The organism is Polymorphobacter sp. (assembly GCF_048007885.1).
Classification (GTDB): Bacteria; Pseudomonadota; Alphaproteobacteria; order Sphingomonadales; family Sphingomonadaceae; genus Sandarakinorhabdus.
This window is the reverse complement of sequence record NZ_CP180346.1, coordinates 283,980-309,029: the sequence shown is the minus strand read 5'-3', so window position 1 is coordinate 309,029 and position 25,050 is coordinate 283,980. Positions and strand designations below refer to the sequence as shown.

Genomic DNA, 25,050 nt, shown 5'->3' with positions numbered 1-25,050 from the left:
CTAGTCGATCTCGCGTCGCCACAGGCCAATGACCACATCAACCAACGCCGGCGGATACATAAAGCCCAGCGCCGGCAGCACGTAAAGCAGGGCCTGGGGGAACGGGACGTGCCAGTAGTAGTAGGCAAAACAGTAGCTGCCGGCGAGCATATAGACATTCAGCCGGACAAAGACGCTGAATGCCAGCACGACTGCCGGAACCTCGGGCCGGAACGCTTCCGCCAGACCAAACCCAGGAGACCGCCCCCATCACCAGCGTTGCGCTGACAAAGGCGAGCAGCAGCGTCAGCCGCAACAGCTCCCGAATGAAGTTCAACACCGCCACCCACATCGGCGCCACCTACCCGCTTTCAATGTTACAGTCGTTAATTCATTCCTAACGTCTATGACAGTCCCTTCTGCGCCATTGCAGCCCTAACGCCAACCTCTTAAGGCAACGCGCATGTTCCGTCTTCCCGAGCCGCTGCGCATCCCGGATTATCGCGCTTTCTGGGCGGCGCGTCTCTTCGCGACGGTGGGCGGCATGATGATGGTCATCGTCATCGGCTGGCAAGTCTATGACATCGCGCGAGAGAGCATGCCCCCGCGCGAGGCGGCGCTGTTGCTCGGCTATATCGGGCTGGTTCAGTTTCTGCCTCTGCTGGTTCTCAGCCTGTTCATCGGCGTTATCGCTGACAGGATCGACCGACGTTACATCGCCCGCACCGCGCTTGCCCTGGAACTGGGATGCGCAGCAGCGCTGGCAGGGCTGGCGATCACGGACAGCATCTCGATCCCGGCCCTGTTCATCGTCGCTGCCCTCCTTGGAGTGGGCCGTGCGCTCGCCGGCCCCTCGCTGGCCGCGCTGGCTCCCAATCTCGTGCCACGCAGCCTTCTGCCCTCGGCGATCGCGCTCAACAGCATCGCCTGGCAGGTTGGCGCCGTGATGGGGCCCCCACTCGGCGCCTTTCTCTATGCCGCCAGTGCGACCACTGCCTATGTGTCGGCAACCGTCATGTTCGCCGTCGCGCTTATCGCCTTGTTCCGCATCGGGGCCGTGCCCCTACCCGCCCCGTCCAGAATCACGCCCTGGCGAAGCCTTGTCGAAGGGCTTGGTTATGTCCGCCACAATCGCATCGTGCTCGGCGCCATCAGCCTTGATCTCTTTGCCGTGCTGCTCGGCGGCGCCACCGCCATGCTGCCCGTCTATGCCCGCGATGTGCTGATGGTCGGCGTGGAAGGGCTAGGCCCCCTGCGCGCTGCCCCGGCGCTGGGGGCCGCAATCACCGCGCTGGCACTCGCCTTTCGCCCGCTCAGCCGTCATGTCGGCCCGGTCATGTTCGTCTGTGTCGGCGTGTTCGGCGTCGCCACCGTGGTCTTCGGCATGAGCCGCTCCATGCCCGTGTCGCTCGCCGCGCTGACCATATTGGGCGCCGCCGACATGATCTCCGTCTATGTCCGCTCCTCGCTGATCCAGCTTCACACACCCGATGACATGCGTGGCCGCGTGTCCTCGGTCTCGGGTCTGTTCATCTCGGCCTCCAACGAACTTGGCGAGTTTCGTTCGGGCATGACCGCCGCCTGGGTCGGCCCGGTCGAATCGGTTGTCGTCGGCGGTGTCGGCGCGGTCATCGTTACCGGGCTTTGGGCATGGCGCTTCCCTTCCCTGCGCCGTGCTGACAGGTTCGACACAGCCGAGGCGACGCCCTAGAGTCTGCGCAACAGAAAGGCTGCCCCCATGAAAGCACAAAGCATTCTCGAGACCATCGGCAACACGCCCCATATCCGCATGAACCGGCTGTTCCCCACTGCTGAAGTCTGGATCAAGTCCGAGCGCGCCAATCCGGGCGGTTCGATCAAGGACCGGATCGGCCTCGCCATGATCGAGGCCGCCGAGGCCAGCGGCGCGCTCAAGCCCGGTGGCATCATCGTCGAACCAACATCAGGCAACACCGGCATCGGCCTCGCCATGGTTGCTGCGGTCAAGGGCTACAAGCTGGTCCTCGTCATGCCCGAATCGATGTCGATCGAGCGTCGCCGCCTGATGTTGGCCTATGGCGCCAGCTTCGACCTCACCCCACGCGAAAAGGGAATGAAGGGCGCCATCGCCCGCGCCGCCGAAATCGTCGCCGAAACGCCCGGCGCATGGATGGCGCAGCAGTTCGAAAATCCCGCCAACATCGAAATCCACACGCGCACGACCGCGCTCGAGATCCTCGAGGATTTCAAGGACACACCGATTGACGCCATGATCACCGGCGTCGGCACCGGCGGCCATATCAGCGGCACGGCGCAAGTCCTGAAGAAGCACTGGCCAAAGCTCAAGGTTCTCGCAGTCGAGCCCTCGGCTTCACCCGTGATTTCGGGGGAGAGCCGGCACCTCACCCCATCCAGGGCATCGGCGCGGGCTTTATCCCCGGCAATCTGGATAGCAGCATCCTCGATGAAGTTATTCAGGTTGATGCCGCAGACGCCAAGACCATGGCGCTCAAGGCCGCGACACAGGAAGGCATGCTGGTCGGCATTTCTTCGGGCGCCACGCTTGCCGCCATCGCCCAGAAACTGCCCGACCTGCCGGCAAACAGCCGGATCTTGGGCTTCAATTACGACACGGGCGAACGCTACCTGTCAGTGCCCGAGTTCCTCCCCACCGAATGACGGAGGTTGGGCACAAGCTCAACAACGACAATCTCCGGCGGCACGGCAAGGCGCAGCGGCGCAAAGGTCGTGCCCAGGCCTGATGACACGAGCAGCCTCTGGGCCCCGCCGCTGCCAAGTGCATAGAGCCCCCCGCCGGTGGGCATGCAGAAAGTCATTGTCGCCAAGCGGCCCGAACCCGCCCAGGCCGGGAACAATGATCTGCCCGCCATGCGCGTGTCCCGCCAGATGCAACTGGCTCCGCGACCCGGCAAATTGTCCCGTTTCCGGTTCATGGCTGATCGAAATCAACGGCTTTCCAGCAGGTGCTGCGGCAATTGCCAGGCGCAAGCCGATGGCCGGCGAATAATGATGCGCAATCGAATCGGCTCCAGCCACCACCAGCGGCCCGAGGTCAGCGAAATCTCCGCGCAACATTCTGATCTCGGTATCGGCGAAAACCCTGCTGATCCAATAGCTCTGATCATGGTTGCCCGCGACCGCCACGGTGCCAAGCCGCGCATCGAGCAGACCAAGCGTCTGCACCACCTGATGCAGGCGAATACCGGGCACATCCCAAAGCTTGCCGCCATGATAGTCGCCGGTCAGCACCACGATATCAGGCGCCATGCCGTTGACCATCCCGACGATGCGCCTCACCCGCACCAACGGCATGTCATAGGGAGAGGCATGAACATCGCTCAGATGCACCAATCGAAGCGGGTCCGAGAGCCCCTCGATCGGGACCCGGTAAGTGACCACCAGCGGGTCGCGCACAGCGGTCGCCAACGCCAGCCAGAACAGCCCGCCGAGTGCGACAGCAGCTCCAAAAATGAGCTGCCTCACGCTGGCAACCGGGCCTTGTTCTCCCGCTCCTCCATCATGAAGGCCCGCAGCGGTCCAAGGTCCAATTCCAATGGCGTCCCTGCCGCCAGGCATCGGATTTGCGTGTAATACCAAGCCTGCGCCGCAAAACCGTTGAGCGCCCGCAAGGTCTTTACCGGCGAGCGAGGCCCCAGCAGGGCACGCGCCCAGCGCGGACCAATCGACAGCCGATCCTCGAAACGTGGCAGGGTATCGATATGCCCGGCCAGAAGATCTGCCACGCAATCAGGGGCCGCGCAAAGGGGGCGCGCAACCCCCACCATGGCAATTCCGCTTGCCAGCGCAGATACCATGGCCCCGCGTGAGCGAAACCCACCGGTAACCAGCAGCGGCGGAGTGTGCGCCTGCATCAAGGCCTTGGCCAGATCGACGAAATAGGCTTCGCGCGCCCGCGTGCTGTCGGCCATCTGCCCCTGATCCGGCTCCTCGCGCGGGACAACCCCTTCGACGCCGATCATGGCCGGCTGCTCATAGGTGCCTCCCGAAATCTCCAGCAGGTCGACGCCGAGATCGGCAAGCCAGCCTGAAACCGTCAGACACTCCTCAAAGGCAAAGCCGCCTTTCTGAAAATCAGCCGAATTGAGCTTCACCCCGAGCCCGAAATCAGGGCCAACGGCTGTGCGCACCGCCTTGACGGCCTCACACAGGAAACGCGCCCGATTCTCAAGGCTGCCGCCCCATTCGTCCGTTCGCAGATTGGCCAGTGGCGAGAGAAACTGCGACAGCAGATAGCCGTGCGCCGCATGCAGTTGCACCCCGCCAAAACCTGCCTCGCGCGCCGAGACAGCCGCACCCGCAAAACGCCCGATCAGATCGACAATCTCGTCTGCCATGAGCGGCACCGGCATGCCGAACTGCCCGCCCGGCAGCGCCAGCTGGACGGCTGACGGCGCCTTGGGCGCCTTGTTCACACTCACCTGCGTCTGGCGCCCGGCATGGCTCAGCTGGACCCATGCCGCCGTGCCGTCGCGGGTTGCGGCCCGCCCCCATTCAGCCCAGCGCGCCCGTGCCTCGTCACCGAGGGGTCCCTCGACCACAACATTGCCGGGGCGCTCAAGATGATAGCGATCGATCTGCACATTGCCAGTGATGAGCAGAGCAGACCCACCTGCCGCCCAGCGCTCATAAAGGCGGACATGGTCGGCATTCGGGAGCCCGTCGGGGCCGGCCAGGCCCTCGGTCATCGCCGATTTGGCGACACGATTTTTGAACGAGATGCCGGAGGGCAGGGCAAACCCTGCCTCCGGATCACTGCTCACGCGGCCTTCGCCCGCGCCTTGTCATAAAAGCGCACGCCAGCCTCAGCCATGTCCCTCAACATCTGCGGCGGCGCGAACCGTTCGCCGTGCGTCTCGGTCAAGCGGTCGAGAATGGCCACGACATTGGCCAGCCCGACCGTGTCCATATGACTGAACGGCCCGCCCGAAAAGGGCATGAAACCCCAGCCGAAAATGGCGCCGAGATCGCCGTCCTCCGGCGTTTCGAGAACCCCTTCGGCGAAACACCGTGCGCATTCGACCAGCTGGCGATAGAGCAGCCGTTCCTTCACAGCCTCGGCGCTTGGCTGCTCATCGGCCAGCCCGCCGGCAACCGTGGCGACAAGCTCCGGCCAAAGATATTTCTTCCCGCCGTCGTCGGGATAGACATAAAAGCCCTTGCCATTCTTGCGTCCCTGCCGGCCCAGTTCGTGCATCGTGGTGATCACCGCATCGGCCGGTCCGGGCTTGTAAGCGTCACCAAGGTCAGCCTTGGTCTGCTGGCCCACCTTGTAGGACAGGTCGAGCCCGACTTCGTCGTTTACCGCCAGCGGCCCGACGGGCATGCCCATATGGCGCCCGACATTCTCGATCAGCGCCGGATTGGTCCCTTCGCCGAGCAACGCAAGCCCTTCCTGCACATAGGTGCCGAAACAGCGCGAGGTGTAAAATCCGCGCGAATCATTGACCACAATGGGCGTCTTCTTGATCGCCGCCACATAATCCAGCGCCTTGGCGATCGCTGCCGGCCCGGTTTCCTTGCCGACAATGATTTCGACCAGCGGCATCTTCTCGACCGGCGAGAAGAAATGGACGCCGATGAAATTCTCCGGCTTGCTCCAGGCCTTGGCCAGCCCGGTGATCGGCAAGGTCGAGGTATTGGAGCCAAAGATCGTGTCCGGCCCCACCACCGCTTCAGTCGCCTTGGTCACGTCAGCCTTGATCTCGCGGCTCTCGAACACCGCCTCGATGATGAGGTCGCAGCCCTTCAGATCAGCATAATCGGTCGTGGGGTGGATCCGCGCGAGAATTTCCTCGGCCTTGGCCGGGTCCATCTTGCGCTTGGCCAGCCGGTCAGCCGTATATTGCTTGCCCTTTTCAGCCGCTGCCAGCTCACGGTCGAGCAAAACGACCTCCATGCCGGCCCGGGCGCTGACCATGGCGATGCCTGCGCCCATCAGACCCGCACCAAGCATGCCGATCTTCTGCGTGGGCTGCGGGGCCACCCCCTTGGGTCGACGCGCGCCCTTCTCGGCCGCCTGCTTCGAGACAAACAGCGAGCGGATCATGTTGCCTGCCTGCGGGTCGGCGACGACCTTGGCGAAATATTTACTCTCCACCCGGATTGCCGTGTCCATCGGCAGCTGCGAGCCTTCATAGACGGCGGAAAGGATGGCGATGGGCGCATTCATATTGCGGTTGGTGGTCTTGGCGGTCACCGCCGTGCCGGCCACGAAGGTCTGGGCAAACGCCGGGTTGAAGCCACCGACGCCGCCAGGAAACTTGAAGCCCTTCTGGTCCCATGGCTGCACGCCGCCCTTGGGATTGGCCTTCACCCAGGCCTTGGCCTTGGCCACCACCTCGTCTGCAGGCACAACCTCCTGAACAACGCCAAAGCCCTTGGCTTCCTGCGGGCTCATGTTCGTGCCCTGAAGCAGATACATCAGCGCCGGCTGCACGCCCATCAGCCGCGGCAACCGCTGGGTCCCGCCTGCACCCGGAAACAGCCCCACCAGCACTTCGGGAAGGCCAAGCGTGATCTTCGGATTGTCGGCAATCACCCGGTGATGGCAGGCCAGGATGAACTCCAGCCCGCCGCCCAGCGCCAACCCATTGACCGCTGCCGCCACCGGCTTGCCGCAGGTCTCGAGATCGCGAAGCAGCTTGTTGAGGCTGAAAACGGCATCGAACAGCCGCTTCATCTTCGACCCCTCATTGGCTCCACCATCGGCGCCGCCAAACAGCGCGCCCATGCCCTTCAGATCGGCGCCGGCCATGAAGCCGCTCTTCTTGCCGCTGGTCAGCACCGCGCCCACCACGGTCTCATCGCTTCTCAACCGCTCGATGGCGGCGGCCAGATCACGCGAAACTTCCGGCGTAATCACATTCATCGACTGGCCTGGCACGTCGATGGTCAAAAGCAGGATGCCGTCATCATCAAGCTCGGACCGGATCGCCACATCGCTCATAAAATCTCTCCCAGGATATCGTTCTTGTTGATCAAAGCCGCTCGATGATGGTGCCGGTGCCCATGCCCGCGCCCACGCACAGATTGACCAGCGCCGTGCCCTTGCCGGTCCGCTCCAGCTCGTCGAGCACCGTGCCAAGAATCATCGCACCGGTGGCGCCCAGCGGATGCCCCATGGCGATCGCGCCGCCATTCACATTGATCTTGGCATGGTCGATATTGAGCGCCTGCATGTAGCGCAGCACCACGCTGGCAAAGGCCTCGTTCAGCTCGAACAGGTCGATGTCGTCCTTGGTCATGCCGGCCCGCTGCAGCACCTTGTTGGCCACGAATTCCGGTCCGGTCAGCATGATCATCGGCTCCGAGCCGATGCTGGCCATGGCGCGGATGCGTGCCCGCGGCTTCAGGCCATATTTCTCGCCCATCGCCTTGTTGCCGATCAGCACAGCCGCGGCACCGTCGACGATGCCGCTCGAATTGCCGCCGTGGTGCACATGGTTGATCTTCTCGACCTCGGGATAACGCATCAGCGCGATCGCATCGAAGCCCGGCATCTGCTCGCCGATCGCCGAAAACGCCGGATTGAGACCTCCTAGCGACTGCATGTCGGTCGAGGGGCGCATATGCTCATCATGATCGAGCACCACTTCCCCGATCACATCCTTCACCGGAACGATCGAGCGCTTGAACCGCCCTTCCTTCCACGCCTGCGCCGCCCGCTTCTGGCTCTCCATCGCATAGGCATCGACGTCGTTGCGGCTGAAGCCATATTTGGTCGCGATCAGGTCGGCGCCAATGCCCTGGGGCGCAAAATAGGTCTTGAACGCCACCGCCGGGTCCATCGCCCAGGCGCCGCCATCGGCGCCCATCGGCACGCGCGACATGCTCTCCACGCCGCCGCCAATGGCAAACATCGCCTCGCCGGCCATCACCTTGGCCGCCGCCATGTTCGTCGCTTCCAGCCCGGATGCGCAAAAGCGGTTGATCTGCACCCCAGCGGTGCTTTCGGCGTAGTCGGCGTTCAGCACCGCCACACGGGCAATGTCCGCGCCCTGTTCACCCACCGGAGCGACGCAGCCCAGAACGACATCGTCCACATCCGCCGTGTCGATGCCGTTACGGTCACGAACAGCGGCCAGCACCTGCGTCGCCAGCTGGATCGGCGTGATCTCGTGCAGCGCGCCGTCCTTCTTGCCCTTGCCGCGCGGCGTGCGCACCGTGTCATAGATATAGGCTTCACCCATCGTCGCTCTCCCAAGTTTTCCGTTATGGCCGCAAAATCAGAATGCCTCGGCGGGCATCGCCATCATTGTAGCACTTCCCGCTTCCAGCCGCGCCCTCAGCGCCGCCGTATCCGGCAAAAATCGCTCCGCATAATAGCGCGCCGTCACCAGCTTGGCCTCATGAAAGGCCACATCCTCGCCCGCCGCCAGCGCCGCCTGCGCCGCGCCCGCCATCACCAGCCACATATGACCCAGCGCCACGATGCCCATCATGTGAAGATAAGCAACCGAACCCGCGCCGGCCTCATCAGGATTGCCCATGGCGTTCGACATCAGCCACATCGTCGAAGCTTCAAGGTCACCCAGCGCCTTTTCGAGCGGGGACTTGAGAAAAGCCAGCGCCGCATCATCGGCAACGGCAATCTCACCCTTCACCAGCGCCAGCCACGCGCGCAAGCCGCGCCCGCCGTTCATCGCCAGCTTGCGACCCACAAGATCGAGCGCCTGAATGCCGTTGGTGCCCTCATAGATCTGGGCGATGCGGGCATCGCGAACGAACTGCTCCATCCCCCATTCCCGCACATAGCCATGGCCGCCAAACACCTGCTGGCTGGCCACCGCCACATCCAGCCCCTTGTCAGTGCAATAGCCCTTGATCACCGGGGTGAGCAGCGAGATCAGATCATCCGCCATCTCGCGCTCCTCCGGCGTCGCCGCCTTCTTCGCCAAATCGACCTGAAGCGCACCCCAGAGGATCAGCGCCCGCGCGCCCTCATTGAAGGCGCGCCCATCCATCAGCATGCGCCGCACATCGGGATGCACCAGAATGGGGTCCGCCTTTGCTTCGGGCTCCTTGGCGCCCGAAAGCGCCCGACCCTGCCGCCGGTCGCGCGCATAGGCAACCGCGTTCTGATAGGCGACCTCGCCCTGCGCCAGGCCCTGCACCCCCACCCCGAGCCGCGCAGCGTTCATCATGATGAACATCGCCTTCAGCCCCTTGAACTCCTCGCCCAGCATGTAGCCGACCGCGCCGTCATAGTTCATGACGCAGGTGGCATTGGCATGAATGCCCATCTTGTGCTCGATCGACCCGCAGGAAACGGCGTTGCGCGCGCCCAGCGAACCATCGTCACCGACCAGAAACTTGGGCACAATGAACAGCGAAATGCCCTTGACCGTATCGGGCGCGCCCTCGGTCTTGGCCAGCACCAGATGCACGATATTCTCGGCCAGGTCGTGTTCCCCGGCAGAAATGAAGATCTTCGTCCCCGTGATCGCATAGGATCCATCGTCATTCCTCACCGCCCGGGTGCGGATCAGCCCCAGATCGGTCCCGCAGTGCGGTTCGGTCAGGTTCATCGTGCCGGTCCAGCGCCCCGCAACCATCGGCGGCAGCCACTTGGCTTTCTGCGCTTCGTCACCAACCGCCTCAATGGCCGCCTGCGCACCCTCGGACAGGCCGGGATACATGGCAAACGCCATGTTGGCCGACTGGAGATACTCCTGAAAGGCCGTGCCAACCACATAGGGCAGCCCCTGCCCGCCCCAGGCCGTGTCGGCCATCAGCGTGCCCCAGCCGCCTTCACAAAACTGGTCATAGGCTGATTTGAAGCCCTTGGGCGTCGTCACCGAGCCATCGGCATGGCGGGTGCAGCCCTCAATGTCGCCGGGAAGATTGAGCGGCGCCAGCACTTCCGAGCAGAATTTTCCGCCCGCTTCGAGCACGGCCGCCACCATGTCCGGCGTCGCCTCGGCAAAGCCCGGCAGATTGGCATAACGCTCAAGCCCGACCACATTCGAGAGCACAAACTGCGTGTCTCGCACCGGCGCCTGGTAGAATGGCATCGAACTCTCCTATTTTCTGGCAGCGGACGGCGGCGAGGCGATCATGCCTTCCACCACAGCACAGAAGTTTTGCAATTCCTCGATGGTCGCATCGATATCGGCGCGCTGCTCCTCAAGCGCGGCAATCCGAGCGCGGCACTTCTCCAGCGTGACTTCGCGCTGTTTGGCGCGCCCATCGCCAAGATCATAAAGGTCGATCATCTCGCGGATCTCGGCCAGCGAAAACCCGACATTCTTGGCGCGCAGGATCCAGGCCAGCCGGGCGCGGTCTCGCCGCGAATAGACTCGGTTTTGCCCCACTCGCTCTGGCGAGATCAGCCCCTGATCCTCATAGAGCCGAATTGCCCGAGGCGTCACGTTGAAGGCCAGCGCAAGCTCGGTGATCGTGAAACTCTCGGCGCCTTCGTGCAGGGCAAGCGCAGGCACGATCGAAAAGCTATGGACTTGATCACTCATGAAGAAACTTTAGTTGACGCTTACGTAAGCGTCAAGCTGCAGGACGATCGCAGGCGCCGTCGCTCATCGCCGATTGTCGCCTTTGCGTCGCTGCTCGTGTTGAATGACCGCCCGGGCAAGTGCGATCATATCCGCATATGCTTCATCGCCGATCGAGACAAAGGAGCGTCGCCGGTCGCCGGGATCAGGCACGCGCTCAACAATCCCGCCATCAATGAGCGACTTCAAGCAGCGAAGTGCAGTTGTTGTCGGCACCCCGGCCGCGATGCAAAGACTGGAAACCGATGTCCGGCGCGACCGGTATCGAGCGACCGTCAGGTCAAGCAACATGTCCCACGGCGCTTCCCCGAATTCGACATGCTGAAGATGCGCTGCTCGCATGGCGCGCGTCTTGATCATGATCTCGATCCGATCAATCAGATGTTCGATTGAAACATCCGGACGGTTTGCGGCCGAAACTGCCTTTTCCTCCGGCTCGGGCGTTTCCAGCAGCGACTGGATATCATGCACCCGCTTTCGCAAGAATTCTCAGCTGCTGGCCTTGCCTCGCAATGGTCGCCAATAATTCAGAAATGTTTTCTTCCGATTTTTGAACATTAATATGCTCGATCTCACATTTACTACTACACATACTAAAAAAATCTAACTCAAAAATTAATGAACAAATCTCAATGCGCACATAACGCGTAAAATATTACACCGAATGAATCGCGAAATACCGACCGTTCGAATTTCATATTATTAAAAGAAAGCTCGATCAGTTCACGAGATATGCCATTTCAGGGTTCTGAGATCAACCTGCCGTCTCGTTCGACCAGCCGATAGAAGCAGCTTCGGGCGCCGGTATGGCATGCTGGACCAGCCGGCTGCACCTTCAGCCAGACGGCGTCCTGATCGCAATCGATCCGCATCTCGACCAGCTTCTGGACATGGCCCGATGTCGCGCCCTTGCGCCAGATTTCCTGGCGCGAGCGGCTCCAGAACACGGCCTCGCCGCGTTCCAGCGTCGCAGCCAGCGCCTCGGCATTCATGTGCGCGACCATCAGCAATTCGCCCGTTGCGACATCGGTGACGACTGCGGTCACCAGTCCGGCTGCGTCCCATCGGGGCTGCAAGGCCGTCCCCGTTTCCCGATCTTCAGACATATGACAGTTCCATAACGCAAAGGGGGGCGACAAAGCCCGGCACGGCTCTTATATGCACGGCAACGCAGCCGCTGGCGAGGCACCACGCACCATGGACACCATGCTCACCACCGATCCGTGGGAAGATGATCATCTCCATGAAGAATGCGGCGTGTTCGGCGTTTGGGGCGCATCGGGTGCTGCTGCCGTCACTGCACTTGGCCTTCACGCCCTGCAACACCGTGGCCAGGAAGCTGCCGGAATCACGACCTTCGACGGCGCCGAATTTCACACCCACCGGGCCATGGGCCATGTCGCCGGCAATTTCGATTCGGACGAGATCATCCGCAAGTTGCGCGGCGATGTCGCCATTGGTCATAATCGCTATTCCACCACGGGTGAAACGGCGCTGCGCAACGTCCAGCCGCTTTATGCCGATCTCGCCTCAGGTGGCTTTGCGGTGGCGCACAACGGCAATATTTCCAATGCGATGACCTTGAAGCGCGAGCTGGTGCGCAAGGGCGCCATCTTCCAGTCAACATCCGACACCGAAGTCATCATCCACCTCGTCGCCACGTCCAGCTATCGCACGCTCCTTGATCGCTTCATCGACGCGCTCAAGCGGGTCGAAGGGGCCTATAGCCTGATCTGCCTGACGCCCGAAGGCATGCTGGCCTGCCGCGATCCGCTCGGCATCCGCCCACTGGTGCTCGGCCGGCTTGGCGAAAGCTATATTCTCGCCTCCGAGACGGTCGCCCTTGATGTCGTCGGCGCCACCTTCATGCGCGCCGTCGAGCCGGGCGAGCTCATCATCATCTCGGCTGGCGGCCTTCGCTCCATCCGCCCCTTCGCCGAGCATCGCCCGCGGCCGTGCATTTTCGAGCATGTCTACTTCAGCCGCCCCGAACTCCATGGTCGACGGCTCGTCGGTCTATCAGGTGCGCAAGGCGATCGGGGCCGAACTGGCGCGCGAAACGCCCGTCGAAGCCGATATGGTCGTCCCCGTCCCCGATTCAGGCACCCCGGCCGCCATCGGCTATGCGCAGGAAAGCGGCATTCCCTTCGAGCTCGGCATCATCCGCTCGCACTATGTCGGCCGCACCTTCATCCAGCCGGGCGACCAGATTCGCAACCTCGGCGTCAAGCTCAAGCACAATGCCAACCGCGCGATGATCGAGGGCAAGCGCATCGTTCTCATCGACGATTCAATCGTGCGCGGCACCACCTCCCACAAGATCGTGCAAATGCTCCGCGAAGCCGGTGCGGCCGAGATCCACATGCGCATCGCCAGCCCGCCAACGCGCCACAGCTGCTATTATGGCGTCGACACGCCAGAGCGCTCGAAGCTGCTCGCCGCCCAGATGGATGTCGAGCGCATGTGCGCCTATATCAAGGCTGACAGCCTCGCCTTCCTGTCCACCGACGGCCTTTACCGCGCACTGGGCGAAGAATCGCGCCTTGAACAGGCCCCGCAATTCTGCGACGCCTGCTTCACCGGTGATTACCCCACCCGTCTCACCGACCAGGAAGACATCGAGATCCCCGACCAGCTCAGCCTGCTCGCCGAGCGCGTAATCTAGGCCATTTTCATGACCATTACCGACAAGCCCCTCGCCCTTGTGACCGGCGCCAGCCGGGGCATTGGCGCCGCCACCGCCGTCGCCCTCGCCCGGGCCGGGCACCATGTCATCATCACCGCCCGCAAGGACAAGGATCTTGAAACCGTCGATGATGCCATCGCCGAAGCGGGCGGCACCGCCACCATCGCGCCGTTCGACCTCACCGACAATCCCGCCATCGAGCGTCTTGCGGCTGCCCTTGCCGGCCGCTGGGGCCGCCTTGACGTTCTGGTTCTGAACGCAGCACAGCTCGGCAGCCTCGCCCCGGTTCCCCACATCGACACCAAGGACTGGGACCGTGTGCTCGCCGTCAACCTCACCGCGAACTGGCACCTGATCCGCGCGCTTGACCCGCTGCTGCGCCGGGCCGGCGCTGCCGAAGTGGTGGCCCTCACATCATCCGTCGGCAGCCAGCCCCGTGCCTATTGGGGCGCCTATGCCGCCAGCAAGGCCGGACTTGAAAACCTCATCGCCACCTATGCGCTTGAAACCGCGCCGGTCAGCGCCATCCGCACCCACATCATAGATCCCGGCGCCACCAGAACCGCCATGCGCGCCCGCGCTTTCCCAGGCGAAGATCCCGCAGGCGTCAAGCCGCCGGAAGAGGTCGCGGCGAAGATCCTCACCGCAATCGATAGCCCTCGTTAAGCGATCACGTGCGGCTCTGCAGTCCGGCGCCGCCGTGCCGCTGCACCAACCAGACCAAAACCCGCGATCAGCATTGTCCAACTCGCCGGCTCCGGCACAGCGGTCAGGATGCGGATCGAGTCACTCGGGCTTGAAGCGCTCAGGTCGAATGAAAGCATATCGCCGGCAAAAGTGACGATATCATTGCCCTCGAGGCCGCTTGAATTGCCAAAATTGTAGGTGACCTGGGACAAGCCGAGGAAGTTGCTCCCGTTCAAAAGATTGCGGGTTGTGGCAACACCAAGGATTCGCTCGCTCAGCGTCACCGAACCGATCGCGCGCCGGCTTGTCGAGGGATCGAACACGAGAAAATGACTATTGACCCGCGTACCGGCTGCGATCACGCCGCCACGAACAGCTAGATCGGTCAGAAGCGTCACGCCCTGCTGCTCGTTGAAAGCCCGAACGTTGTTATCGCCGAAGTCATTTCCGCCAACAGTGAAACCGGGGCCGGGTGTCACGATCTGAAACACGCCACCGTTGCTCAGTGCGGTTCCGCCGGTCAGACTCCCTGTCACAACAACAGCCTGCGCCGGGGCGACGGCGAGAAATGCCAAACCAAGAACACAGCAGAACCGCTTCATCACCAAACACTCCAGACCAATTCGACGTGCGGATACGAGAGCGCAGTCCGACAGTCCAGATATGTTAATGTAAAATAAAGTCTTCCGTCAGCCTTCCATGCTAGCCCAGCATGGCAAGTCCCAGAGCCACCACGACGGTCGTGCCGAGACCGAGACCTGCCCATCGCGTCCAGCGAGGTGCCGATCGGTCATACCACCATTTCCAGAATCCGTTCCGGATGCGCCAGAGCCACCGAAAGCGCACGGGCTCAAGCCGCCTTGGCGCGGCGAGCCTTTTCCAGCTTCTTCAAAACCATGTCGCGCTTCAATTTGCTCAGATGATCAATGAACAGCACGCCGTTCAGATGGTCCATCTCATGCTGCAGGCAGGTCGCCAGAAGGCCGTCCATCTCGGCCTCCTGCACCACGCCGGCCTCGTCCATCCAGCGCGCCCTGACCCGCGCCGGCCGGTCGACATCGGCGAATTGCTCGGGCACGGACAGACAGCCTTCGGAATAAACCGAAAGCTCGTCCGAAGCCCATATGATCTCCGGGTTGATGAACACGCGCGGCTCCCGCACATATTCGATCGTCTCCGGGTCGCTGTCCTCGGTGACCGGCTCCTTGGGTCGCTGAAGATCAATGACGAGAATGCGCTCGGCCACACCGACCTGAACCGCCGCTAGCCCGATCCCCGGCGCGTCATACATAGTCTCGAACATGTCGGCGATCAGCGTGCGGTGATCGTCCGTCAAGGTCTCCACGGGCTTGGAGATCGTCCGCAACCGCGCATCAGGCGCCTCGATGATGGGAAGAATGGCCATGGCCATCAGCTAATCACGAACCAGCGCGAAATCAAGCAACCGGCCGCCGCGCTCTGAGCGCCAGCGCCAGCGTCCCCTCGTCCATGTAATCGAGCTCGCCGCCCACAGGCAGGCCATGGGCCAGCATCGTTACGCGCGCGCCCGAATCAGCCAGACGCTCGGCCAGATAATGCATCGTCGTCTGTCCTTCGAGCGTCGCATTCATCGCCAGCACGACCTCGGCAAAGCCGTCTCGCCGCACCCGCGCCACCAGCGCATCCACGCTCAGGTCTTCAGGCCCCACACCGTCCAGCGCCGACAGCCTGCCGCCAAGCACATGAAAGCGGCCGGCAAACAGCCGCTTTCCATCGAGCGCCCAAAGATCGGCAACCTCCTCGACCACGCAAAGCAGCGACGGATCACGCCTGCTGTCAGCACAGATGCCGCATGGATCACTGGTGTCGACGTTCCCGCAGACCCCGCAGGTGACAAGCCGCGCCTCGACATCGGCAAGCGCTGCCAAGAGCGGCGCCAGTGCCGTTTCGCGCTTCTTCAGCAGATGCAGGACAACGCGCCGCGCCGACCGCGGCCCCAGCCCCGGCAGCCGCGCCAGAATCTGCGTCAGCGCCTCAATGTCCCGTGATGCCATCCCCCTCCATTGCCACCGCAAATATCGCCCCGCAACGCCTTCCCGCGCTCGGTCCCATGCGCTAAGCAGTCGCCATCAAGAGAAGGACCATCGCATGACCGCCATCGGCCAGGACAGCCTCAAGACCCGCCGCAGCCTCACCGTGGACGGCAAGACCGTCCATTATTACAGCCTGCCTGCCGCCGCCGAGGCGCTCGGTCCGATCGACACTTTGCCCTATTCGATGAAGGTCCTGTTCGAGAATCTGCTCCGTTTCGAAGACGGCAGCAGCGTCACGCGCGCCGATCTGGAAGCCATGGTCGCCTGGGCCCAGACCCAGCGCTCCACGCACGAGATCAACTATCGCCCGGCCCGGGTGCTGATGCAGGACTTTACCGGCGTGCCCTGCGTCGTCGACCTCGCCGCCATGCGCGATGCCATGACCAAGCTCGGTGGCGACCCGCAGAAGATCAACCCGCAGGTCCCGGTCGATCTGGTGATCGACCATTCCGTCATGGTCGACGAGTTCGGCAATGCCACGGCCTTCGAGGACAATATGGACCTCGAATATGCCCGCAACATCGAGCGTTACGAGTTTCTGCGCTGGGGCTCATCGGCGCTCAAGGGCTTCCGGGTCGTGCCGCCGGGCACCGGCATCTGCCATCAGGTGAACCTCGAATATCTCGCCAAGGCGGTCTGGACCTCGGAGGACCCCTCGGGCGCGACCGTCGCCTACCCCGACACTGTTGTCGGCACCGACAGTCACACCACCATGATCAACGGTCTCGGCGTGCTCGGCTGGGGCGTCGGCGGTATCGAGGCCGAGGCCGCAATGCTTGGTCAGCCCGTCTCGATGCTGATCCCCGAGGTGGTCGGTTTCAAGCTCACGGGCACGCTCGCCGAAGGCATCACTGCTACCGACCTCGTGCTCACTGTCACCCAGATGCTGCGCGCGCACGGCGTGGTTGGCCGTTTCGTCGAGTTCTACGGTCCCGGCCTTGACGCGCTGACACTGGCCGACCGTGCCACCATCGCCAACATGGCGCCCGAATATGGTGCCACCTGCGGCTTTTTCCCCATCGATTCGAAGACCATCGACTATATGCGCCTGACTGGCCGCGATGATGCCACGTGCGCGCTCGTCGAAGCCTATTGCCGCGCCCAGGGCCTGTGGCGCGAAAGCACCACACCCGACCCTGTGTTCACCGATACGCTTGGCCTTGACCTTTCCACCGTTCAGCCCAGCCTCGCCGGCCCGCGCCGCCCGCAGGACAAGGTGCTGCTCGCCGACGCCAAAAAGGCGTTCGAAGCGGAGCTCGCCGGCGGCTACAAGCAGGCCGAGCGCATGGATGTGCGGGTGCCGGTCGAGGGCGCCAACCACGGCATCGGCCATGGCGACGTCGTCATCGCCGCCATCACCAGCTGCACCAACACCTCCAATCCCAATGTGCTTGTCGCAGCCGGCCTTGTTGCCAGAAAGGCCCGAGCGCTCGGCCTCAAGTCGCAGCCGTGGGTCAAAACCAGCCTCGCGCCGGGCTCCAAGGTCGTCACTGATTATCTGGAGAAGTCCGGCCTTCAGGACGATCTCAACGCCATCGGCTTCAACCTCGTCGGCTATGGCTGCACGACCTGCATCGGCAATTCCGGCCCGCTCGCAGAGCCGATCAGCAAGGCGATCAACGGCAATGACATCGTCGCTGCCAGCGTGCTCAGCGGCAACCGCAATTTCGAAGGCCGTGTTTCGCCCGATGTCCGCGCAAATTATCTCGCCAGCCCGCCGCTTGTCGTCGCCTATGCGCTCGCTGGTACCATGCGAAAGAACCTGTCCACCGACCCCATCGGCGAAGGCAGCAGCGGCCAGCCGGTGTTCCTCAAGGACATCTGGCCCAGCAACCAGGAAGTCGCTGAAACCGTGCTGAGCTCGGTTACGGCGAGCGCGTTCGAAGCCCGCTATGCCAATGTCTTCGAGGGCGATGCCCGCTGGCAGGCGATCAAGGTCGAGGGCGGCGCCACGTACAAGTGGAACGCCAGCTCCACCTATGTCCAGAACCCGCCCTATTTCGAAGGCATGACCATGACGCCCGCGCCGGTGAAGGACATTCACCGCGCCCGCGCGCTGGCCAGCTTCGGCGATTCGATCACCACCGATCACATTTCGCCCGCCGGCTCGATCAAGGAGGCCTCGCCCGCCGGCAGCTATCTCTCCGAGCGCCAGGTCGCCCGGGCCGAGTTCAACAGCTACGGCGCGCGCCGCGGCAACCATGAGGTGATGATGCGCGGCACCTTCGCCAATATCCGCATCAAGAACGAAATGGTGCCGGGCATCGAAGGCGGTATCACCCGCCACATCCCCTCGGGCGAGAAGCTGCCCATTTATGACGCGGCGATGAAATACAAGGCCGAGGGCACACCGCTGGTCGTTATCGCCGGCAAGGAATATGGCACCGGCTCCTCGCGCGACTGGGCCGCCAAAGGCACAATGCTTCTGGGCGTGCGCGCCGTCATTGCCGAAAGCTTCGAGCGCATTCACCGCTCCAACCTGATCGGCATGGGCGTGCTCGCGCTTGAATTCGCCGAAGGCACCTCGCGGCAGAGCATCGGGTTGACCGGCGACGAGCTGTTCGACATCGAGAATGTCGCCGACATCCAGCCGCGCCAGCTGGTCACCGTTCATTTCATCCGCGCTGATGGCAGTTCCGGGTCGTTCACCGCCCGCGCCCGCATCGATACCGAGCAGGAGCTGGAATATTTCCACGCCGGTGGCATCCTGCCCTACGTCCTGCGCAAACTCGCAGCGTGAACGGGTAATCCCCTTCGGAAACGCGCCGGCCATTAACGATTTCTTGGTAGCAATGCGGATGCGCCAACCCTAACCCTTGCCCACAGGTGCAAGGGGGCTGGCATGCGTGTTTCGATATTGGCATTGACTGCCCTCGTTTCGGCCGCGCCCGCAGCCGCAATCGAGCAGATCAATTCGGTCCAGAGTTTCGGGTTCGAAACCGCCAACCGGAATGCTCCCGTGAAGGTGCAGACGGGGCAGCGCGGCGATCTCTCCTACACCGCGCGCAGCATGGTCGTGGGCCAGACGGCGACTGCCGGCGTCGGTGGCGGCGACCCGGTCTATTTTCCCTCATCCAACAAGAGCGGCACTGTTGCCCTTGTCATTGACCGCGGCAACGGCTCGTTCATCTGTTCGGGCAGCGTGATCGGAAATGGCATGTCGATCGCGACCGCCGCGCACTGCGTAAGCGATGGTTTCGGCACCCCGAATCCGGTCAATACGACGGCCTATTTCTACAATGGCGACCCCACCATCCGCACCGCGTCGCAGTCCGAAGGCGTTGCCATCCCCATTTCGCAATATTTCGTCCATCAGGACTATACGGGCGAAGTCATCGACCAGAATGACATCGCGATCCTGCGTCTCTCGCAAGCAGCACCGGGCTTTGTCCAGCGCTACGAACTCCACACAGACCCCATCCTCAACGGCACCCAGTTCAACGTTGCCGGCTACGGCGAACGGTCGACGATCGGCGGCGCAGTCGGCCCCAATGCCACGACCGGCTTCCTGCGCGAAGGCGATAATGTCTATGATTACTACTTGGGCGATCCGACCTTCGGCACATTTTTCACCAACGGCTTCTTTGGCACCGCTGATGTCGAGCTCAGCCTCATTTCCGATTTCGACAACGGTCTCGAGGGAAATGACGCTGCGGGCCTTATTGCCGGCAGCTTCGGCTCCAGCGCATTCGACGACACAGGGCTTGGCGCCCGCGAAGTCGGCATCGCCCCCGGCGATTCAGGTGGCCCCGGCTTCATCAACGGCAAGCTCGCCTCCATCAATTCCTACGGCCTGACCTTCGGCACCAACTTCGGAGATGTCGATAGCTCGCTGAATGCATCCTGGGGCGAATTCTCCGGTTTTGTGCCGATCTGGATCCACAGCGACTTCATCGCGCTGGCAACCGCTGTTCCCGAGCCCGAAAGCTGGGCCATGCTGATCGTCGGTTTCGGCCTTGTCGGCAGCAGCCTCCGCCGCCGCCGCGCCCTTGCCTAGGCCCGCTCGAACAGGCTTTTCTCCACAACGCCCCAGTCTAGGATGCGCCAGCCCCGCCGCAGAGCCACCGCGCGCAGAGGCTCCGTGGGATTGACCGCCACCGCCTCCCCCGCCATCTCGAACACCGGCAAATCGGAGTGGTGGTCAGAATAGAACCGCCCGTCCGCTCCCAAAACCCCCTTCAGCCGGCTCGCCTTCTCTGCCCCATAGTTGTTGGCGCCGCCCAGCCGCCAATCGAGCCAGTCTCCATCAAGCCGCGAAGGCGTTGCAACCACCGCATCGAACCCCAGTGCCGCGCCGATCGCTTCGGCATAATATGCGTTGGAAGCTGTCGCGAGGACCAGTCGTCGTCCTTCGGACCGGTCCCGCTCGATCTGTGCCAGCGCTCCATCAAAACACCCGTGCGCCACCACCAACCGCGCATAATCCTCTGCCACGCGCGCCACGCGGTACCGCAAGACCCGTCCGCCCATCAACAGACGATGCACCCACGCCTTCAACATCCCGCGCTCGATCAGGCCCAGACCATAGGCGAGGGCCGCCACACCAACCAGCGGCAGCATGATCATGCGCCATGGCGCTTCGCGGCGAAGCCAGAACCGCAACCATCCCCCCCAGGTGCCGCCCCGGGTGATCGTCCGGTCCATGTCATAAACGCTCACCGCCATGCCGCTTCCCTCGCCGCGCGCCCGGCCAAGGTCAAGCTGCGACGATTTACGCGCCTTGTTCAATTGCCCCCCACACCTTACGTGCGCGTCGACGCATCAACTGATCGAGACGCGACATGTCCATCATCCCCTTTGTCGACTCCCGGCGTCACTTCACGCCGGAGCGCATCTCCGACCGGATCGCCCTCGCCTTCACCAAGGCGCTGCGCTTCGTTGCCGACAAGTTTTTCGCCAAGCGCTATGGGCACCGTGCGATTGTGCTTGAGACCGTAGCTGCCGTCCCCGGCATGGTGGGTGCCACCATGACCCATTTGCGCTCGCTGCGCCGGATGGAAAACGACCGCGGCTGGATCCGCATCCTGATGGAAGAAGCCGAGAATGAGCGCATGCACCTGATGACCTTCATCGAGGTTGCCCAGCCATCGGCGTTCGAACGGTTTCTGATCATCGCGGTCCAATGGCTCTTCTATGTGAGCTTTTTCAGCCTCTATGTCGTCAGCCCCCGCACCGCTCACCGTGTCGTTGGCTATTTCGAGGAAGAGGCGGTGACCAGCTACACCGCCTATCTCGCCGAGATCGACGCCGGCCGCGTCGAGAACACGCCCGCACCCGAGATCGCGCGCACCTATTGGCAACTGCCGGCAGATGCCCGCCTGCGCGATGTGGTTCTGGCCGTGCGCGCGGACGAAGCGCATCACCGCGACGTCAACCACGAGTTTGCCAACGATCTCGGTGGCCGACCGGCTGATCTTGAGAGTGTGGCACCCTACCCCGCCAAGGCCCCCATCGACTCGCTCGCTGCCTGACCGCGCCCCCTTGCGCTGCCCGCGCTGATGCCGCACTCATCCCGGCATGGCCCAGCTCGGCTTCTCTGCCCCCGAAACTGAAGGCAATGCGCGCCAGATCGCCTTGCATGGACGGCTGACCATCGCCCATGTCCAGCACATCGCTGCCGATCTCGCCGCCCTGTCCCCCGCCGGCCAGCATCTCACCATCGATCTCGGCGCCCTCACTCGTATCGACACCGCCGGCGCGCTGCTTGTTCATCGGCTAATGCAGCGCTGGCAGGCCGCAGGAATTGATGTGACGCTCGCCGGCGAAAGCGCGGATGCGCTCCGGCTGATCACCGAGGTCGGTCGGCTCGATGCGCCGATGACATTGCGCCAGCGGCCCAGATCCTATGTCGTGGCGCGCCTCGAGCGGATCGGCAAGGCAACCATCTCGGCCGTCGCCGATGCCGGCAGCTTTCTCGCGTTCGTCGGCCAGACCATGATCGTCCTTGTCAACACACTGATTGGCCGCAGGAAGTTCCGTTTCAATGCTTTCATCCATCAATGCGAGCAGATTGGCGTCAATGCGCTCGGCATCGTCGGCCTGCTGTTGTTTCTCGTCGGCATAGTGGTCGCCCAGCAGGGCGCGGTGCAGCTGCGCCAGTTCGGTGCCGAGATCTTCACCGTCAATCTGATCGGCCGCGCCACGACGCGTGAGCTCGGCATCCTGCTGACCGCGATCATGGTCGCCGGCCGCTCGGCATCGGCCTTTGCTGCCCAGATCGGATCGATGAAACTCCACCAAGAAGTCGATGCGATGGAAACGATCGGCATGTCACCCGCCGAAGCGCTGGTCATTCCGCGTGTTCTCGCCATGGCGCTGATGCTCACGCTGATTGGCTTTTTTGGCACGTTCATGGCGCTGCTCGGCGGTGGCCTGTTCGTCTGGGTCTCGCTTGACATGCCTCCCATCACCTATGTCCAGCGCCTGCAGGAAGTCATCCCCATGTCCGATTTCGTCATTGGCACCGTCAAGGCACCCGCCTTCGGCATCGTGATCGCCACCATGGGTTGCTATCAGGGCTTTCAGGTGCACGGCAACGCCGAGGCCGTCGGCACCCGCACCACGCGGGCCGTCGTCGAAATCGATTTTTGTCGTCATCGTTCTCGATGCGTTTTTCGCCGTCTTCTTCTCGGCGCTGGGTTATAACTGAGCCATGTCGCCTGCTGCGCTCTCCCCGATCCTGCCGCCCGAAGCCGATTCCGCAATTCGCGTGCGTGGGCTCGTCACGGGCTTCGGCGACATGACCGTGCATGAAAATCTCGATCTCGATGTTGCCCGCGGCGAGATTCTCGGTGTCGTCGGCGGGTCAGGCACCGGCAAATCGGTCCTGATGCGCGCCATCATCGGCCTCCAGCGCCACCGGGCCGGCAGCATCGAAGTGCTTGGCCAGGATCCGGAGGCGCTCGGCCCAGCGGCCGCTCGCGACCTTCGCCGGCGCTGGGGCGTGCTTTTTCAGGATGGGGCTCTGTTTTCCTCGCTCACGGTCGCTGAAAACATCCAGGTGCCGATGCGCGAATTTCTCAAGCTGCCCCAAAAGCTGATGGACGATTTCGCCAAGCTCAAGGTGCGCATGGTCGGCTTGCCCGAAACCGCGGCGCAGAATTTCCCCTCCGAACTGTCTGGCGGCATGCGCAAGCGCGCCGGTCTGGCGCGGGCGTTGGCACTCGATCCGGTGCTTTTGTTTCTCGACGAGCCAACCGCTGGCCTCGATCCGATCGCGGCAGCGGCATTCGACACGCTGGTCCGTTTCCTGCGCGATACGCTCGATCTCACCGTGTTTCTGATCACCCATGACCTCGACACGCTGCACGCGACATGTGACAGAGTGGCTGTGCTTGCTGAAAAACACGTCCTCGCCGTCGGCACTATCCCTGAGCTTCGCGCGCTCGATCACCCGTGGGTGCAGGATTATTTCTCCGGTCCCCGTGGCCGTGCAGCCCTTGATGGTGTGCGGCCGGCTCAGTCGGGCCTGGCGGGCGTCGCCTGATGGAAACCCGCAGCAACTATGCGATCGTTGGCGCGGTTGTCATCGCGCTTGCCATCGCCATGTTCGGCGCGGTGCTCTGGTTGTCACGCTATTCCGGCGGTCCGGAAAAACAATATGACATTCTCTTCAACCAGGCAGTGAACGGGCTTGCGGTCGGCTCGCCGGTGGCCTTCAACGGCGTGCCCGTCGGCAAGATCGGCGAGATCCGGCTGATGCCTGACGCGCCCGAGCAGGTTCGTGTCCGCATCCGCATCGATGAGGAGGTGCCGATCCTGCAGGGCACCACAGCGATCATCGAGGGGGTCGGATTCACCGGTGTCAGCCAGATCGAACTCGAGGGCGCCATGGCAGGTGCGGCCCCGCTCACTGAACCGGGGCCTTACGGCGTCCCGGTCATTCCCGCCAAGACAGGTGGTCTCGGCGAGCTTCTGGCCAGCGCGCCGGAGCTTCTCAAGAACGTCAGCCTTGTTGCCAAGCGCCTCGCCGATGTTCTCGACGAGCAGAACAAGGACAGTCTGACCGCGATATTGGCGAATCTCCGTGATGTCACCGGCACGCTCGCAGACAATGGCCCGCAAATCACGGCAACGCTGGCAGAAGCACGCACAACACTCGCCGCAGCCAGCGGCGCCCTTGCGCAGGTCGAGGCCGTGGCGGGGAGCACCGACAGGTTCCTGCGCGAAGATGCCGGCCCGCTGGCAAAGGACCTTTCGACGACATTGCGCAGCGCCAGTGCCAGCCTCGACCGGATTGAGGCCCTGACCGCCGCCGCCACACCCGGCGTCGCGGAGCTTTCCGCCGAAACCATTCCCGAAGCCAGCCAGCTGATCCGCGAAGTCCGCGCGTTGACCGCTGAGCTTACCGTGCTTGCCCAGCGTCTTGAGGAAGACCCTGCCGGCGCCCTGTCGGGCGGCAAGCAATTGCCAAGCTACAAGCCGCAAAAGGCCCGCCAATGATTGCTGCTTCCCTTCATCCGCCTTGTGCCCGCCGTCTCATGCCCCTGCTGGTCGGCATTCTGATGCTGGGATCATGCGGCCCCATCGTTCAGATTGGCGCAAAGGGCCCGCCAGCCGAATCCCTTCTACTGATCGAAGCCGACGCGATTCCGGTTGAAACCGAAGGGGCTGGCCGGCTGAATGGCCCAACCATCGCCGTCGAACTTCCGCAGCTGCCCAGCATGTTGCAGACATTGCGTCTCGCCGTGCGCACCGACGCCAATGAAATCCAGTATCTGTCAGCCGCGAGCTGGGCAGAAACACCAAGCCGCCTCGTCCAGCGCCTGCTTTCCGATACATTGGCCGCGCGCGGCATGGCGGTCATCGACCGAAGCCAGGCCAGTGCCCGGCCCGACGCCGCGCTGTCTGGCACCCTGCGCGATTTCACCCTCGATGTGCGCGCCCCCGGCCGCAGCGTCGTGCGGGTTCGCTATGACGCCCAGCTCGCGCGTCCTGGCGAGCCACGACCACTCGCCATTCGCCGCTTCGAGGCCAGCGAGCCAGCCGCCAGCGAAGCCCCGGCCGATGTCGCCGCTGCCCTGTCCCGCGCGACCAACCGCCTTGCCGCCGACCTTGCAGATTGGGCAGGTGCGACCCTGCGCTGAGCACCTATCTT

General features: G+C 63.2%; 21 protein-coding genes and 4 pseudogenes. 12 read left to right on the top strand and 13 right to left on the bottom strand.

What is annotated here, in order from left to right:
• The gene (locus tag ACMVO5_RS01500; protein ID WP_416908327.1) at positions 1 to 189 is read right to left on the bottom strand and encodes a hypothetical protein; all 189 of its coding nucleotides are present in this window, start codon (positions 187 to 189) and stop codon (positions 1 to 3) included.
• A gap of 253 nt (positions 190 to 442) precedes the next feature.
• Here ACMVO5_RS01500 and ACMVO5_RS01495 point away from each other — a divergent pair, with 253 nt between their 5' ends.
• Both ACMVO5_RS01495 and cysK read left to right on the top strand, forming a co-directional pair.
• Positions 443 to 1,690 carry an MFS transporter gene (locus tag ACMVO5_RS01495; protein ID WP_416908326.1) on the top strand — a complete coding sequence of 416 codons (1,248 nt, stop codon included), beginning with the start codon at positions 443 to 445 and terminating at the stop codon, positions 1,688 to 1,690.
• Between the two features lie 27 nt (positions 1,691 to 1,717).
• A pseudogene (gene cysK / locus ACMVO5_RS01490) lies at positions 1,718 to 2,637 on the top strand (cysteine synthase A).
• Positions 2,638 to 2,655: 18 nt separating this feature from the next.
• On the opposite strand, the gene ACMVO5_RS01485 reads toward cysK, so the two are convergent.
• The 8 genes from ACMVO5_RS01485 to hisI all read right to left on the bottom strand — a co-directional run bounded on the left by ACMVO5_RS01485 (position 2,656) and on the right by hisI (position 11,614).
• Positions 2,656 to 3,393 (bottom strand): metallophosphoesterase, encoded by a 738-nt coding sequence (locus tag ACMVO5_RS01485; RefSeq protein ID WP_416908325.1) that lies wholly within the window; start codon positions 3,391 to 3,393, stop codon positions 2,656 to 2,658.
• 65 nt (positions 3,394 to 3,458) lie between these two features.
• Entirely contained in the window at positions 3,459 to 4,760 is a 1,302-nt protein-coding gene (locus tag ACMVO5_RS01480; protein WP_416908324.1) for an NADH:flavin oxidoreductase/NADH oxidase family protein, read from the bottom strand.
• Positions 4,757 to 6,946: a 3-hydroxyacyl-CoA dehydrogenase NAD-binding domain-containing protein gene (locus ACMVO5_RS01475; RefSeq protein ID WP_416908323.1), complete on the bottom strand. Its 2,190-nt coding sequence runs from the start codon at positions 6,944 to 6,946 to the stop codon at positions 4,757 to 4,759. The genes ACMVO5_RS01480 and ACMVO5_RS01475 overlap by 4 nt, the downstream gene beginning before the upstream one ends.
• Before the next feature lie 31 nt (positions 6,947 to 6,977).
• Positions 6,978 to 8,189 carry an acetyl-CoA C-acetyltransferase gene (locus tag ACMVO5_RS01470; protein ID WP_416908322.1) on the bottom strand — a complete coding sequence of 404 codons (1,212 nt, stop codon included), beginning with the start codon at positions 8,187 to 8,189 and terminating at the stop codon, positions 6,978 to 6,980.
• Between the two features lie 36 nt (positions 8,190 to 8,225).
• Positions 8,226 to 10,013: an acyl-CoA dehydrogenase C-terminal domain-containing protein gene (locus tag ACMVO5_RS01465; protein WP_416908321.1), complete on the bottom strand. Its 1,788-nt coding sequence runs from the start codon at positions 10,011 to 10,013 to the stop codon at positions 8,226 to 8,228.
• Between the two features lie 9 nt (positions 10,014 to 10,022).
• Positions 10,023 to 10,469, bottom strand: a complete 447-nt coding sequence (locus ACMVO5_RS01460) for a MerR family transcriptional regulator (RefSeq protein WP_416908320.1) — start codon at positions 10,467 to 10,469, stop codon at positions 10,023 to 10,025.
• A gap of 63 nt (positions 10,470 to 10,532) precedes the next feature.
• Complete coding sequence (locus ACMVO5_RS01455) at positions 10,533 to 10,979, bottom strand: winged helix DNA-binding protein (RefSeq protein ID WP_416908319.1); 447 nt, start codon at positions 10,977 to 10,979, stop codon at positions 10,533 to 10,535.
• A 269-nt stretch (positions 10,980 to 11,248) separates the two neighbouring features.
• Positions 11,249 to 11,614 carry a phosphoribosyl-AMP cyclohydrolase gene (gene hisI, locus ACMVO5_RS01450; protein WP_416908318.1) on the bottom strand — a complete coding sequence of 122 codons (366 nt, stop codon included), beginning with the start codon at positions 11,612 to 11,614 and terminating at the stop codon, positions 11,249 to 11,251.
• 100 nt (positions 11,615 to 11,714) lie between these two features.
• Here hisI and purF point away from each other — a divergent pair.
• Positions 11,715 to 13,173, top strand: a pseudogene (purF, locus tag ACMVO5_RS01445) (amidophosphoribosyltransferase).
• A 9-nt stretch (positions 13,174 to 13,182) separates the two neighbouring features.
• Positions 13,183 to 13,860 (top strand): SDR family NAD(P)-dependent oxidoreductase, encoded by a 678-nt coding sequence (locus ACMVO5_RS01440; protein WP_416908317.1) that lies wholly within the window; start codon positions 13,183 to 13,185, stop codon positions 13,858 to 13,860.
• On the opposite strand, the gene ACMVO5_RS01435 is transcribed toward ACMVO5_RS01440, so the two are convergent.
• The 3 genes from ACMVO5_RS01435 to recR form a co-directional block, all read right to left on the bottom strand.
• Positions 13,857 to 14,486: a PEPxxWA-CTERM sorting domain-containing protein gene (locus ACMVO5_RS01435; RefSeq protein WP_416908316.1), complete on the bottom strand. Its 630-nt coding sequence runs from the start codon at positions 14,484 to 14,486 to the stop codon at positions 13,857 to 13,859. The genes ACMVO5_RS01440 and ACMVO5_RS01435 overlap by 4 nt on opposite strands.
• A gap of 245 nt (positions 14,487 to 14,731) precedes the next feature.
• Entirely contained in the window at positions 14,732 to 15,286 is a 555-nt protein-coding gene (gene def, locus ACMVO5_RS01430; RefSeq protein ID WP_416908315.1) for a peptide deformylase, read from the bottom strand.
• 31 nt (positions 15,287 to 15,317) lie between these two features.
• Entirely contained in the window at positions 15,318 to 15,914 is a 597-nt protein-coding gene (recR, locus tag ACMVO5_RS01425) for a recombination mediator RecR (protein WP_416908314.1), read from the bottom strand.
• A gap of 94 nt (positions 15,915 to 16,008) precedes the next feature.
• On the opposite strand from recR, the gene acnA reads away from it, so the two are divergent.
• From acnA to ACMVO5_RS01410, 3 genes and pseudogenes are all read left to right on the top strand, one after another.
• Positions 16,009 to 18,693 (top strand): aconitate hydratase AcnA, encoded by a 2,685-nt coding sequence (gene acnA, locus ACMVO5_RS01420; RefSeq protein WP_416908313.1) that lies wholly within the window; start codon positions 16,009 to 16,011, stop codon positions 18,691 to 18,693.
• Positions 18,694 to 18,795: 102 nt separating this feature from the next.
• A pseudogene (locus ACMVO5_RS01415) lies at positions 18,796 to 19,368 on the top strand (trypsin-like serine protease); the annotation flags it as partial.
• Between the two features lie 489 nt (positions 19,369 to 19,857).
• Positions 19,858 to 19,950, top strand: a pseudogene (locus ACMVO5_RS01410) (PEPxxWA-CTERM sorting domain-containing protein); the annotation flags it as partial.
• On the opposite strand, the gene ACMVO5_RS01405 reads toward ACMVO5_RS01410, so the two are convergent.
• A complete protein-coding gene (locus ACMVO5_RS01405; RefSeq protein WP_416908312.1) occupies positions 19,947 to 20,681 on the bottom strand; it encodes an HAD family hydrolase in 735 nt (244 codons plus the stop codon). The pseudogene ACMVO5_RS01410 and the gene ACMVO5_RS01405 sit on opposite strands and share 4 nt — an antisense overlap.
• Positions 20,682 to 20,734: 53 nt before the next feature.
• Here ACMVO5_RS01405 and ACMVO5_RS01400 point away from each other — a divergent pair, with 53 nt between their 5' ends.
• Genes ACMVO5_RS01400 through ACMVO5_RS01380 form a run of 5 tightly spaced genes read left to right on the top strand, consistent with a single transcriptional unit; the run spans position 20,735 to position 25,039 of the window.
• On the top strand, positions 20,735 to 21,424 hold the full coding sequence (locus tag ACMVO5_RS01400; protein WP_416908311.1) for an alternative oxidase: 690 nt from the start codon (positions 20,735 to 20,737) through the stop codon (positions 21,422 to 21,424).
• A gap of 46 nt (positions 21,425 to 21,470) precedes the next feature.
• Positions 21,471 to 22,598, top strand: coding sequence for an ABC transporter permease (locus tag ACMVO5_RS01395; protein WP_416908310.1), 1,128 nt, complete (start codon positions 21,471 to 21,473; stop codon positions 22,596 to 22,598).
• 7 nt (positions 22,599 to 22,605) lie between these two features.
• Positions 22,606 to 23,439, top strand: a complete 834-nt coding sequence (locus ACMVO5_RS01390) for an ABC transporter ATP-binding protein (protein ID WP_416908309.1) — start codon at positions 22,606 to 22,608, stop codon at positions 23,437 to 23,439.
• Positions 23,439 to 24,395, top strand: a complete 957-nt coding sequence (locus tag ACMVO5_RS01385; RefSeq protein ID WP_416908308.1) for an MlaD family protein — start codon at positions 23,439 to 23,441, stop codon at positions 24,393 to 24,395. The genes ACMVO5_RS01390 and ACMVO5_RS01385 overlap by 1 nt, the downstream gene beginning before the upstream one ends.
• Positions 24,392 to 25,039 carry an ABC-type transport auxiliary lipoprotein family protein gene (locus ACMVO5_RS01380; protein WP_416908307.1) on the top strand — a complete coding sequence of 216 codons (648 nt, stop codon included), beginning with the start codon at positions 24,392 to 24,394 and terminating at the stop codon, positions 25,037 to 25,039. The genes ACMVO5_RS01385 and ACMVO5_RS01380 overlap by 4 nt, the downstream gene beginning before the upstream one ends.
• The last annotated feature ends 11 nt before the right edge of the window (positions 25,040 to 25,050 follow it).